The sequence below is a fragment of the Arthrobacter sp. 2RAF6 genome (assembly GCF_052115205.1).
Lineage (GTDB): Bacteria > Actinomycetota > Actinomycetes > Actinomycetales > Micrococcaceae > Arthrobacter.
This window is the reverse complement of record NZ_JBFRGF010000006.1, coordinates 23,762-36,068: the sequence shown is the minus strand read 5'-3', so window position 1 is coordinate 36,068 and position 12,307 is coordinate 23,762. Positions and strand designations below refer to the sequence as shown.

Annotated in this window: 14 protein-coding genes; 9 read left to right on the top strand and 5 right to left on the bottom strand. The window is 63.3% G+C overall.

What is annotated here, in order from left to right:
* Positions 1–36: 36 nt before the first annotated feature.
* The gene (locus tag AB4Z38_RS06525) at positions 37–444 is read left to right on the top strand and encodes a VOC family protein (RefSeq protein WP_441428963.1); all 408 of its coding nucleotides are present in this window, start codon (positions 37–39) and stop codon (positions 442–444) included.
* A 199-nt stretch (positions 445–643) separates the two neighbouring features.
* On the opposite strand, the gene AB4Z38_RS06520 is transcribed toward AB4Z38_RS06525, so the two are convergent.
* Genes AB4Z38_RS06520 through AB4Z38_RS06510 form a run of 3 tightly spaced genes read right to left on the bottom strand, consistent with a single transcriptional unit; the run spans position 644 to position 3,130 of the window.
* On the bottom strand, positions 644–1,246 hold the full coding sequence (locus AB4Z38_RS06520) for a TetR/AcrR family transcriptional regulator (protein ID WP_078107744.1): 603 nt from the start codon (positions 1,244–1,246) through the stop codon (positions 644–646).
* 53 nt (positions 1,247–1,299) lie between these two features.
* Positions 1,300–2,640, bottom strand: coding sequence for a phenylacetate--CoA ligase PaaK (gene paaK, locus AB4Z38_RS06515; protein ID WP_441428962.1), 1,341 nt, complete (start codon positions 2,638–2,640; stop codon positions 1,300–1,302).
* A 7-nt stretch (positions 2,641–2,647) separates the two neighbouring features.
* The gene (locus tag AB4Z38_RS06510) at positions 2,648–3,130 is read right to left on the bottom strand and encodes a hotdog fold thioesterase (RefSeq protein WP_441428961.1); all 483 of its coding nucleotides are present in this window, start codon (positions 3,128–3,130) and stop codon (positions 2,648–2,650) included.
* A 118-nt stretch (positions 3,131–3,248) separates the two neighbouring features.
* Between AB4Z38_RS06510 and AB4Z38_RS06505 the strand changes: the two genes are divergently transcribed.
* The 5 genes from AB4Z38_RS06505 to AB4Z38_RS06485 all read left to right on the top strand — a co-directional run bounded on the left by AB4Z38_RS06505 (position 3,249) and on the right by AB4Z38_RS06485 (position 7,542).
* Positions 3,249–3,803, top strand: coding sequence for a GNAT family N-acetyltransferase (locus AB4Z38_RS06505; protein WP_441428960.1), 555 nt, complete (start codon positions 3,249–3,251; stop codon positions 3,801–3,803).
* A 144-nt stretch (positions 3,804–3,947) separates the two neighbouring features.
* Positions 3,948–5,030: an ABC transporter substrate-binding protein gene (locus AB4Z38_RS06500; protein WP_441428959.1), complete on the top strand. Its 1,083-nt coding sequence runs from the start codon at positions 3,948–3,950 to the stop codon at positions 5,028–5,030.
* 25 nt (positions 5,031–5,055) lie between these two features.
* The gene (locus AB4Z38_RS06495) at positions 5,056–5,889 is read left to right on the top strand and encodes an ABC transporter ATP-binding protein (protein ID WP_441428958.1); all 834 of its coding nucleotides are present in this window, start codon (positions 5,056–5,058) and stop codon (positions 5,887–5,889) included.
* Between the two features lies 1 nt (position 5,890).
* Positions 5,891–6,754 (top strand): ABC transporter permease, encoded by an 864-nt coding sequence (locus AB4Z38_RS06490; protein ID WP_441428957.1) that lies wholly within the window; start codon positions 5,891–5,893, stop codon positions 6,752–6,754.
* Positions 6,751–7,542 (top strand): ABC transporter permease, encoded by a 792-nt coding sequence (locus AB4Z38_RS06485; RefSeq protein WP_441428956.1) that lies wholly within the window; start codon positions 6,751–6,753, stop codon positions 7,540–7,542. Before AB4Z38_RS06490 ends, AB4Z38_RS06485 begins: the two co-directional genes overlap by 4 nt.
* Here the strand turns inward: AB4Z38_RS06485 and AB4Z38_RS06480 are convergent.
* Positions 7,537–8,430: a DMT family transporter gene (locus AB4Z38_RS06480; protein WP_441428955.1), complete on the bottom strand. Its 894-nt coding sequence runs from the start codon at positions 8,428–8,430 to the stop codon at positions 7,537–7,539. The genes AB4Z38_RS06485 and AB4Z38_RS06480 overlap by 6 nt on opposite strands.
* Before the next feature lie 197 nt (positions 8,431–8,627).
* Between AB4Z38_RS06480 and AB4Z38_RS06475 the strand changes: the two genes are divergently transcribed.
* The 3 genes from AB4Z38_RS06475 to AB4Z38_RS06465 all read left to right on the top strand — a co-directional run bounded on the left by AB4Z38_RS06475 (position 8,628) and on the right by AB4Z38_RS06465 (position 10,450).
* Entirely contained in the window at positions 8,628–9,278 is a 651-nt protein-coding gene (locus tag AB4Z38_RS06475) for a TetR/AcrR family transcriptional regulator (protein WP_441428954.1), read from the top strand.
* Positions 9,279–9,384: 106 nt separating this feature from the next.
* Positions 9,385–10,200 (top strand): response regulator transcription factor, encoded by an 816-nt coding sequence (locus AB4Z38_RS06470; RefSeq protein ID WP_441428953.1) that lies wholly within the window; start codon positions 9,385–9,387, stop codon positions 10,198–10,200.
* 82 nt (positions 10,201–10,282) lie between these two features.
* On the top strand, positions 10,283–10,450 hold the full coding sequence (locus AB4Z38_RS06465; RefSeq protein ID WP_441428952.1) for a hypothetical protein: 168 nt from the start codon (positions 10,283–10,285) through the stop codon (positions 10,448–10,450).
* A gap of 187 nt (positions 10,451–10,637) precedes the next feature.
* On the opposite strand, the gene AB4Z38_RS06460 is transcribed toward AB4Z38_RS06465, so the two are convergent.
* Positions 10,638–12,293 carry an ATP-binding protein gene (locus AB4Z38_RS06460; RefSeq protein ID WP_441428951.1) on the bottom strand — a complete coding sequence of 552 codons (1,656 nt, stop codon included), beginning with the start codon at positions 12,291–12,293 and terminating at the stop codon, positions 10,638–10,640.
* Between the last annotated feature and the right edge of the window lie 14 nt (positions 12,294–12,307).

Here is a 12,307-nt window from a genome sequence, read left to right as displayed (position 1 = left end):
GCCCGGCGTAAGATTTTTTGCGTAGGAGGTGGCGAAATGAACCTAGCACTCAGGACAGCCACAACCGTCTTGCCCGTTGACGACGTAGCCCGAGCCCGCAGCTTTTACGCAGAAAAACTCGGCCTCCCTCATCGCGGCATGACCTGGGATGGAAATGATCTGTTCGGCATCGACGGCGGTCCCATGCTGCAGTTGATGCCCATCAAGGACGGCATGCACTCATCGCACACCGCCCTTTCCTTTGAAGTCAGCGACATCGAGCGGACAGTCGACGAAATGGAGGCGAGCGGCGTCGAATTCCGGGATTACGACCTCCCGGATGTCAAGACACAACACCACATTTGCACCACCGACGCCGACCGTTGCGCATGGTTCATGGATACGGAAAACAACATCCTCTGCGTCCATGAAAGCTTGGGTATCCAGGCCGAATACCAGCTCTGATCGGCTGGAAATCACTCACGAACCGAACAGCACGCAGAACGCTCTCTCACATTTGTGAGAGAGCGTTCTGTCAATTGGCCATATATGTGAGCGGGCGTCGGGGGAGAGCGCCGTATATGTGAGCGAGCGTCGGGGGAAAGCGCCGTATATGTCAGCGGGCGTCGGGAGAGGAGGGGGAGAGGAGGGGGAGGAATGGCGGCTACGCCGAGGCGTGGAGGCCGTCGAACGCCATGGTGATGACGTCGTCGGCCAGGCGCTGGGGGGAGAGTGAGCCCCCCGGCTTGTACCACTCCACGATCGAGTTGATGGTGCCGAACAGGAGCCGGGTCACCGTGCGGGGGTCGATGTCCTGGCGCAGGGTGCCTTCTTCGCGGGCGGCCGAGATTAGCGCGGCCACCTTGTGGTCAAAGGCACGACGCCGTTCCAGGGCATCGCGCTCTATGTCGGTGTTGCCGCGGAGCCGCAGGAGCAGCGTGACGAACGGCAGCCGGTCCACCAGCACGGCGATGGTCTGCCGGAGGACAAATTCCAAACGCGCATCCGCCGCCCCAGTAACAGCCTCGGGCTGTTCCAGGATGGCCTCGAGCCCACCGAGTGCGTGCTCCAGGGCGAGCTTCAGGAGGTCGCCCTTTGACGGCACGTGGTGGTAAATGGCCGACTTTGAGATCCCGAGGTTTTCGGCCAGAATGCCCATGGACGTGGCGTCGTAACCGTGGCGGTTGAAGACGTCGACGGCGATGAGCAGCACTGATTGCTGGTCGTATCCGGGGCGTCCCCGCTTGGTTACTGTTTCACTAGGCATGCTGGCCATTTTCTCATGAACGGTCGGTTGATTCGTGCACGGGCACGGCCACGTTACCTCTTGGGTCGCATGTCGTAGACGCGGCGCAGCTTGCCGTTGGAGCGCTCGAGCGAACCCGGCTCCACGACGTCGACCACGCACGAAGAACCCACGTGGATCTTGATCTGCTCGCGCAAGGCGTGTGCCGCCGTCGTGCCTGCCTCGATGGAAACGTTCTCGCGGCGCTCAATCTTGACCGTCAGCGAGTCCATGCGCTTGCCCTCGGGGCGGGTGAGTTCGAGCTGGAAGTGCGGGCTGAGCTCGGGGATGCGCAGGGCGATTTCCTCGATCTGCGAGGGGAAGAGGTTCACGCCGCGCAGGATGATCATGTCGTCGCTGCGTCCGGTGATGCGGCCCATGCGGCGGTGCGCGGGGCGGGCGGTGCCGGGCAGCAGGCGGGTGAGGTCCTTGGTGCGGTACCGGATGATCGGCAGCGCTTCCTTGGTGAGCGAGGTGAAGACGAGTTCGCCCGGCTCGCCGTCGGCCAGCACAGCGCTTACCCCGCGGGAGGGGTCGAACGGATCGATGATCTCAGGGCGGAAGTGGTCTTCCCAGATGTGGCACCCGTCCTGGGTCTCCACGGCCTCGCCCGCGACCCCCGGGCCCATGACCTCCGAGAGCCCGTAGATGTCGCAGGCCTTGATGTTCATGGTGGTCTCGAGCTCGTGCCGCATTTCCTCGGTCCACGGTTCAGCGCCGAGCACCGCGTACTTGAGCGAGGTCGACGCCGGATCCACACCCATGTGCGCCATCGCGTCGGCGATGGTGAGCAGGTAGGTGGGGGTTGCCAGGATGGCGTCCGGCTTGAAGTCCTGGATCAGCTGGATCTGGCGTTCGGTCTGACCGCCGGACATCGGGATGACCGTGCACCCCAAAGCTTCGGCACCCGCGTGCGCACCCAAGCCGCCGGTGAACAGGCCGTAGCCGTAGGCGTTGTGGACCTTCATGCCCGGCCGGACACCGGATGCGCGGAGCGAGCGGGCCACCAGCGTGGCCCAGTTGGCGAGGTCGTTCTTGGTGTACCCGACGACGGTCGGCCGGCCTGTGGTGCCGGAACTCGCGTGGATGCGGGCTACTTCGTCCTGCGGCACGGCGAACATCCCGAAGGGGTATTCCTGGCGGAGGTCTTCCTTGGTGGTGTACGGGAACTTGCCGAGATCGGACAGCTCGCGGAGATCGGAAGGATGGACGCCGGCGTCGTCGAACTTGCGCTTGTACAGCGGCACCCGATCGTAGGCGTAGGCCACGGTGTGCTGGAGGCGGCTGAGCTGCAGGGCCTCGAGCTCGTCGCGGGAGATGGTTTCTTCGCGGTCCAGCACGGGTGCGTCGGGAGCGGCGACGGTGTTCTGTGTCATGGTGTTCCTACTTCTTGGAGATGGTGCGGCTGCGGCCACGGAACTCGGCGATGAGCTCGCCGTAGCTGCCCGGATCTATGGGCGACGCGGAGGCGGCCAGTTCCGTTGCGTCGATCGCGAAGATCTGGATGTCGTACAGGCCGCTGCGGCCGTTGTGTGCGCGACGGTTCGCGACGGCGGTGATCACTTGGCCTTGGTAGGCCGGCTTGAGGAAGTTGATGTCGACGCCGGCGGCGACGGTGATGTTGTCGGCGTCCGACGGCGATAGGACGGCCGGGTTGCACGCGAGGGCAAACGCTGAATCCGCGAAGGCGAAGATCATTCCGCCGTGGGCCATCCCGAAGCCGTTGAGCATTTCCTGGCGGAGGGTCATCCGAACGGTGGCGTGGCCGTCGTCGATCTTGAGCACCTCCAGGCCCATCCACTCGGAGGCGTAGTCGTTCTTGAGGATCTGGTGCTGCGCTGCGCCAGAAAGGGTGGTCTCAACCATGCGTCATTGCCTCCAGCTTTATTTACCGAATGTTCATTAGGTAATCCCAGTTTGCTTGAACTGTCAAGAGGTGACCGCCCGGCGGGACGGTTCCGGACCCCCGTAGTAGCCTCGAGGCATGCCGCTTATCGAACTGCCCATCCGGACTCCGAGGCTTGTGCTTCGGCGATTCGAGGCCACCGACCTGGAGCGATTCCACGCCTACCAGTCATTGCCCGAGACTGCACGATTCCTGCTCCGGCAGGAATTGACCCTCACGCAGTCCATGGAAGCGCTGGGCCGATACGCCAACTTCACCTTCGAGCAAGAGGGCGACTGGGTGTGCCTCGCCATAGAGCGCGCGGACTCGCCGGGTTTGCTCGGCGAAGTGGTCCTCAAGTGGCTGCCGGGCACGGGGCAGGCCGAAATCGGCTGGATCCTGGCGCCGGAAAGCCGAGGCCAAGGTTACGCCGCCGAGGCAGCGGAGGCCGTGCTCCGCTTGGGTTTCGAAACTCTCATGTTCCACCGGATCGATGCCAAGCTGGATTCCCTGAATACCTCGTCGTCGGGATTGTGCGAGCGGCTTGGGATGCGCCGCGAAGCGGAGCTCGTGGACAACTGGCACTACAAGGGCCAATGGTCCACTGAAGTCATCTACGCCATGCTCGACTCCGAGTGGCGCGCCCGGAAGTAGCCCTCTCGGCCCCGGCGCCGATGGAACTTGTTACCCGCCAGAAACAAGCCACATCCATTCGCTGAAACATTTGTTCCATAGCGTGAAGGTCGCGGGACGATTGTGTCCCGATTGAACCGGAGGCATCCCGATATGGAGATCACTATGAGCAGCAGCATTCAGGAACAGGCCACTGCCCGCCCCTCGCGCAGAGCGGTAATTGCGGGCATTTCCTCGCTCGGCTTGCTGGCTTTGGCCGGCTGCGGTACCGGCTCAGCAGCCACCTCGTCGGGCGCTCCGTCCGCTGCCTCGTTCGGAACTCTCGAAGTCCAGCTCTCCTGGTTGAAGAACTCTGAGTTCGCCGGCGAGTACTTTGCCGACTCCAAGGGCTACTACAAGGCAGCCGGCTTCGAGAAGGTCAACCTGATTGCCGGTGGCCCCGGCGGTGCGTCTGCGGAGACCATGGTGCTCTCAGGCAAGGCATTGGTTGGTACATCGTCGCCGGTGGGCGTTGCGCCGGTCATCCTCAATGAGGGCGCTCCGCTGAAGATCATCGGCTCTACCTACCAAAAGAACCCTTTCACCATCGTCTCGCTCGCCGCGAAGCCGATCACCAAGCCCGAGGACCTGATCGGCAAGAAGATCGGGGTGCAGGCCGGCGTGAACGAAACACTGTTTGATGCCCTCCTGAAGGTCAACAAGATCGACGCCGGCAAGGTCACCAAGGTGCCGGTCCAATACGATCCCCAGCCCCTGACCAACGGGGATGTCGACGGCTTTTTCGCTTACCTGACCAACGAAGTCCTCACGCTGGAGCTCGGCGGACACAAGACGGCCGTGTTGCCGTTCGCCGACAACGGCCTGCCGTTCATTGCCGAGAGCTTCGTGGCCATAGAAGACGCCATCAAGAACAAGCGCGCAGAGCTAAAGGCCTTCCTGGCCGCTTCCATCAAGGGTTGGAAGGACGCCGTAGCCGATTCCACGGAGTCGGCGCGTCTCGCCGTGGAGGTCTACGGTAAGGAGCTTGGCCTGAGCGCAGCCAAGGAAAAAGGCCAGGCTGAAGCCCAGAACACCAAGCTGATCGTGAGCGATGAAACCAAGGCGAATGGTCTTTTCACGGTTTCAGATGCGCTGATGGCCAAGAACATCGAGATCCTCAAGCTGGCCGGCTACGACACCACGGCGGACAAGATCTTCGACATGAGCCTCCTTGGCGAGGTCTACAAGGAAAACCCGGGCCTCAAGTAGGACCCGGGGCAAGGACGGCAGCCACATGGAAACCAGCGCTCAAACTACTTCGACATCGGGAGCAGGGTTCCTCTCCGGCACCGGCATCTCGCTCAGGGACCTCAACAAGACATTCGCCGTGGGCCGGCGAAAAGTCGTGGCCTTGGAAGACGCCAATCTGCAGACTTCCCGTGGATCCTTCCTCTCCCTCCTGGGGCCATCCGGTTGCGGAAAATCCACCATCCTGAGGATTCTGGCCGGGCTGGAGGATCCAAGCAGCGGTGAGGTGGTGGTCGACGGGCACACCCCGGCCGAGCTTCGGGCCGGCCACGAACTCGGCATCGCTTTCCAGGACTCCGCCCTTTTGCCGTGGCGCAGCGTGGAAGCCAACATCCGTCTGCCTTTTGAAGTGGCAGGACGGCCCGTGGACCAGGAGTTGGTGGACGAGCTGATCGATCTGATCGGGCTGAAGGGCTTTGAAAAGGCGAAACCGGCAGAACTCTCCGGAGGCATGCGGCAACGCGTGTCGATCGCCCGTTCGCTGGTCCTCAAGCCCTCGGTGCTGCTCCTTGACGAACCGTTCGGTGCACTCGATGACATGACAAGGCAGCGGCTCAACCTGGAGCTGTTGCGGATCTGGACCGAGAAACCGGCCACGACGCTCATGGTGACCCATGGAATTTCCGAGGCGATCTTCCTTTCGGACGTGGTTGCCGTGATGAGCGCCCGACCCGGCCGGATCAAGGAGATCATCACGGTGGACCTGCCGCGCCCCCGCACGCCCCAAATGATGCGCACGCCGGAGTTCCACGCCTATTGCGACCGCGCTTCCGAATTGCTCTTCGGCGATGTCGGGCTAGCCGCGGAAACGAGGCACTGACATGACCGAGATCACAATGGGCGCGGGTCTCCGAGGCCGCCTTGGCGGCCTCCCGCCGTGGGGCATTGGCCTTGCCGGAGTCTTTGGCGCGATCGCCTTGTGGTGGATCGCCGCAGTAACGGTACTGGCGGGCGTCGGGGCCTCCGCCGGCGGCGGGGGTGGAGCCATTCCGACGCCGTTCGACGTCGTCCGCCAGCTCGTCACCGATGGCGTCAGCTTCTATTGGCCCAATGTGAGCGTCACCGTAACGGAAGCCGCCATCGGATACTTCTGGGGAAATCTCGCCGCGTTATTGCTCGCCGCCACGGTCTTGGTGGTCCCGGCGCTGGAACGGCTGGTCACACAGCTGGCGGTGATCAGCTACTGCCTGCCGATCGTCGCCATCGGCCCGCTAGCCTTCATCGTTATCGGCTCGCCCGGGCACGGCGAATCATCGGGGACCGCGGTGCTGCTGGCGGGCATCTCGGTCTTCTTCACCACCGTGGTGGGAGCAGTGGCGGCGCTAAAGAGCGCGGACGAGTCCAGCCTTGACCTCATCGCCGTCTACGGTGGTGGACGGATCAAACAACTGTTCAAGGTCCAGCTCATGTCTGCACTCCCGGGGATCCTGACCGCCCTCAAGATCGCCGTTCCAGCCGCCGTGCTGGGCGCTGTGCTCGGCGAATATGTAGGTGGCGTGGACCAGGGCATCGGCCCCGCGATGGTCAATGCGCAGCAGAACCTGCAAATTGCCAGCGCCTGGGGAGTTGCGTTGATGGCAGGGTTGCTCGCCGGTCTCGGCTACGCGGTTTGCGGTGTACTGACGAGGATCCTGGTCCCCTGGGCAGCCTCAAGCACCGCCGGACGGAAGGGCGGCTCTCAATGACTGGCTCACTGCTTAGAGGCCTGGGACGGGGACTGATTGGCCTGGCGGTGTCGCTGGGAGTCGTCCTGCTGCTGTGGATGGGGCTCCTGCAGCTTTTCCATATCTCGCCGTTCGTCGGCAAGGGTCCAGGCGATGTGTTCAATTTCCTGTTCACCGTTCCGGCCGCGGAGGCTAACAGGACCTCCATCTTCCTGAATCTCGGTCAGACGCTCATTGACGCCTCCATGGGCTTCGCTTCGGGCATCGTGGGCGCCGTGGCTATCGCGGCCCTGTTCGTAGTCTTTCGCGGCGTAGAGCATGCACTCATGCCCATCGCCATGCTGCTGCGTTCCGTTCCGCTCGTGGCCCTCGCACCCATCATCATCCTGATTTTCGGGCGGCAGGAACCCGCGGTGGCGGCAATCGGCGGCATCGTGGTGCTGTTTCCGGCGCTCGTGACCGTGGTGTTCGGGCTGCGATCAGCTTCGCCAGCCATGCTCGAAGTGATTGAGGTATACGGGGGCTCGCGCTGGACCTCCCTGCTGAAAGTGGCTCTTCCGTCTTCGTTGCCAGCATTCTTCACGGCCTTGCGCGTCTCGATTCCGGGAGCCATCACGGGCGCGCTCCTGGCCGAATGGCTCGCGACCGGCAAGGGGATCGGCTACGCCATCATCTCCGCCGTCTCCCGGGCCAAGAACAATGAGGTGTGGGCCGCCGTTGTGGTCATCACTCTGGCGTCCATCATTCTCTACTCGCTCGTTTCGCTCCTGGAAGAAATGGTCCTGCGCCGCACCGGGCACCAGTCATGATGCGGGCTCCAGTTCTTTCTCGGGTGCGATGGAGGCGGTTGCCCGGGAGAGCAAAATGACGCCGGCCAACGCGGCCGTGCCTCCGAGGAGTGAGGCGACACCGGGGACTTCGCCCAGCAAAATCCAGCCGAGCAGCAGGGACAGCACTGGCACGACGTACAGGAGTGAACCGCCCTCCGCCACGCTGGTCCGCGACAGCGAGACGTTCCAGAAACCGTAGCCCACCACCGTGCAGATCACCACGAGCACGGCCAACGCCAGCCAAGCGCTCCATGTGAACCCGGCCGGCGTCACGGCGAACCGGGCAGTCGGCAGGGTGGCCACTCCTCCGATGAGGGTTCCCCAGAAGACCACTTCGAGCGCAGGGACGCGTGCCAGCAGGGGCTGTTGGACGATGAGGAATGCCGACAGGAGAAGTGAGGCTGCCACGATGTACAAAGCATCGCCGTTGAAGCCGACAGCCGCGGAATCGCCCAGCGTAATGACTACGACGCCTGCTACGGCAAGCAGCATCCCCCAGTAGCCCAGGCCGGACGTTCGCTCCCGCAACATCACATGACCGAGGACGAACGCGAAAACGGGCGAGATGTTCAGCAGGAGACTTGCGGTTCCGGCCGGAACGGTCATCTGCCCCAGGTTCAGGAGGAGGCCGAAGCCGGCATAACCCAGCAATCCCGCGACCAGCATCCGCGGAATGTCACGACCCTGCAGCGTAAGCCGCTGCCGCCGGAACAGCAAGACCAAGCCAAGCACGACGGCGGCACCCAGGTAGCGCAGCGGCGTCAGGTCCTGAGGCTCCATCACCTTGAGGGCCTCGCGGGTAGCCACGTATGTGGGCGCAGAAGACAGCACCATCAGCACATCCGGTCTTCGGTACCATCCGGTCACAATGGGGGCCTTCCCGCTGAAATGCCCCTTTGTTTCAGGGCGGTTAAACTATTCAGGGAACTATTGCTCTCCCAGACGATTTATTCGTACAGTACATGAATTAGATCGTTCGCGGAAGAAAATAGATAGGATTGGGCACCATGGATTCACGGATCGAAGCACCATCGGCCTGACCAGGGGAAACGAGGACGAGCCACATGACAACTACAGCCAAGGATCACGAAGAGCGGCCCCGCGCCAAGACTGTCGGCGAACGGCAGCGGCATCCTACTGAAGTGCGGCGTCAGCTGGTGGTTGACGCCGCACGGGACCTGATCGCGGACAAAGGGTTGTTCAATGTCCTAATCCGCGACATTTCAAAAGCCTGCGGAGTCTCACCCGGGACCATCACCTACCATTTCAAGAGTCTCGACGAAGTCCTGATGGAGGTAGTCAAGGCAGAAACCGCGGACTTCTACGTTCCGCTCCAGGAGAGCGCCAGAGGATCGGGCGACCCCACGAGGCAACTGCTGTATTTCCTGGAGGGAATGTTCGGCACTGACGCGAACTCCCGCCGGCACTGGCTGATCTGGTTCGACTTCTGGTCCGCCGCGGCCAGGGACGAAGCTTACGGACGCTGGATGAGCGAACACTACGACGGCTGGCGCAGCGCCCTGCGCGAGATTACCGAGCGTGGCGTCAGCGAGGGGTCCTTCGTCTGCGACGATCCCCAAAGCTTCGCCATCGAAACGGCCGCTATGGTGGATGGCCTCGCCGTCCAATGCTATGCGCGGGGTTCATCCCTGCCGGTGGAAACATCGCGGAGCCAACTTATAGCGTTCGTGAGGCGCGAGCTCCAGATCAGGTGAGTGGCGCCGCGCGCAAGGGGTGAGCGGGACTTACGCTGACATGCGGGAGAATAGCAGGTACCGCTGGTGTTAAGGTGGGCTGAGCATAAGAGATGGGGATCTTGACGTGGGCGCATCGGGCGTGGCTGTAGTAATCGAGGATGACGATGACATCCGTGAGGTGGTCCATGCCGTCCTCGAGGCGTCGGGCCTGGAGGTTTACGCGGCCGGGAACGGCGTCGATGGCGTGGACGCGGTCCGCCTTCACAACCCGGATGTGATCACCCTGGACCTCGGCCTGCCCGACATTGACGGGATCGAGGTCACCCGCCGCGTCCGCGAGTTCAGTGACGCCTACATCATCATGCTCACAGCCCGCGCGCGTGAAGTGGACACACTGCAAGGGCTGGCCGTCGGCGCTGACGACTTTGTCACCAAGCCCTTCCGCCCCCGTGAGCTCCTGGCCCGGGTTGAGACGCTCCTTCGCCGGCCGCGCGGCAGCAAGCTTTTGAGCGGTTCGGGAGGGAGTACGACGGCGGAGCTGCCGCCGGCCCCGGCACTGAACTCGCCAACCGCGCCCACGCCCGTGCAGCTGGCGGCCGAGCCGTCGGGGCTGGAACACAACGGCCTTTACCTGGACGTGGCCACGCGGACAACCCGGGTGGGCGCGGAGGAGGTCCAATTGACCCGCACCGAGTTCGACCTTCTTCAAGCCCTCATGGAGGCCGGGCGCGTGGTCCGAAGCACCACGGGCCTTGCCCGCTGGCTCCATGCCAGGGAGTACGAAACCGGAGGCTATGTGAGCGAATCCGAAGAGCGCGCGATCCAGGTACACATCGCCAATCTGCGACGGAAGCTCGGCGATTCGGCGCAGTCGCCGCGTTGGGTCGAAACAGTCCGTGGCGTCGGTTACCGCCTGGCCGCAAAGACTGGGGAAAACTGAGGCGATCTTAAGGGAACCTTTAACAAGGCTCTTTAAGCTGGGAAAGTCAACTTCGGATTTTCACGGCTCAAAGGAGCACTGCATGAAAAAATTCGCCGCAACACTTCTCATGACGGGACTGCTCGCTATTGGCGGATTTGTCACCCCCGCCAATGCCGCCCCGAAGCACGACACCACGAGCACTTCAGTAACGACGGTTACCACCGGCACTGTTGTGAACTACGCGCAGATCGGTTGGTGGCCCAACTGACTCGCATTAGATGCCGTTTAGACGCCTCATAACGACATTTACTGCCGGGGCCCACACCGCCTGGGTTCCCTGGCCGAGCTTGCGAGGCGAGGGTGGCGGTGGCGACTAGTTGGGTAGACGACAGCAATTCCAGACACCGCCTCCGGGCTACCGCTCAGGGGCGGTGTTCTTTTTGGGCCGCGGCGCCTCAGCTCTCCGTATCCAGGGGGAGCCGGACTGAAACCGTGGTTCCTATGCCCAGGGCGGACTCTACATCTAGCCGGCCGGAATGGCGTTCCACAATGTCGTGGGCTATCGCCAGGCCAAGCCCACTCCCGGGGATCGCCGCGGTGGAGGCGTTTGAGGCGCGGAAGAACCGCGTGAATACCTGGTCGATTTCCGTTTCGGGGATCCCGACGCCGGTGTCCTCCACGCGGACCACCACACTGGGAACCGTGCCGGGATCCGAGGTGATCCCGCTGCTGACGGCGACGTGGCCCCCGGTGGGCGTGAACTTGATCGCGTTGCTGATGATGTTGGCGAAGACTTGCTCGAGCTTGGCCTCGTCAGCCTGGACAGTCGTCGTTCCTGGCGCATGCATCACGGTCAGGGACAGTGAACGGGAGTCGGCGAGCGGCTGCAACGTCGAGACAACAAGCCTAAGCAGGGTGCCCACATTCACCCGGCTCAATTGGAGGTCGCCGGACGTGTCCTGGTGAGAGACGGTGAGCATGTCTTCGATTAGCCGTCGGAGCCGCTCGGCATTTCGCGAAATGACGTCGACCATCCGCTCGACACCCGCGGGAAGAGGTCCTCCGGCGCCAGTGCGGATCATGTCCAGATAGGCCGTGATGGACGTCAGTGGGGTTCGAAGTTCGTGGTTCACAGTTGTGAGGAAGTCGGTCTTGGCTTGGTCGAGTTCCTGGAGCTTGTACATGACCTGCTGTTGCGCACCGATCAGGTGGCTCTGCATCAGGCCATACGCCAAGTTTCCGGAGACGTGCTGAATCAGGCCTATTTCGGCGCGGGTCCATTCCTGCGCGGTGTCCGGGCGGGCGATCCAGATGACTCCCAGAACGAGATCTCCCTCGCCTACCGGCACCACAACAGACGCCGACGGCGCACCCGCACCACCGGCGCGCCCTGCGGGGCCCGCACCCCCAGAGCCGCCCGCGGGGCCCGCACCGCCCGCGGGAGCCCGTCTCGGCAGCGGTTGCACGTCGGCTTCCGCCCACAATCGCTCCGCCAGTTCGAACGTGGCGATGTCGTCGGTGAGTTCGTCCGGCAGGACACCCGGTACCAGTCCCGGAGCGTTCCATTCGGCGGTGACCTGCGGCACCCGGGTGTCCGGGAACGTGGTGAACCAGACGTGTTCTGCGCCCAGGGCCTCGCCGATTCCGTCCACCAGATGCCGGGCAATCAGCCCTGGATCAATGGTTGACCGGATCGCCGCCGACACCTTCCTCAGGCTCTCCCTCAGCGACTCGGCTTCCGAACGTCGGCGCGTCCGTTCAGCGGCTCGGGCTATCAGTACAAGTGCCCTGTGCGCCCGAAACTCGGGAGGCTGGCCCCTGTAGGCAAAATCCGCAATGGTCCACGCTTCCAGGACGGCAACGTCGAGCTCGTCCTCGGGATCCAACAGGAGCAAGACGGGGGCGCCATTCCGGGGAAGGAACTCGCGGAGGTCGTTGTCTACCACCAGCACGTCGCTCGGTTCACTTTCCAGCGCGGCCGCAAGCGAACCGGCGTCGTGCGCTGAACGAACCATGAACCCTGCCGCCGCGAGCGCTGCAACCGTCTCCGAGCGACGGACCGGGTCAGGGTCGGCCACCAAGGCGCGGTTTGGCGACGATGCGTTCGCCACAGAACTCTCCACAA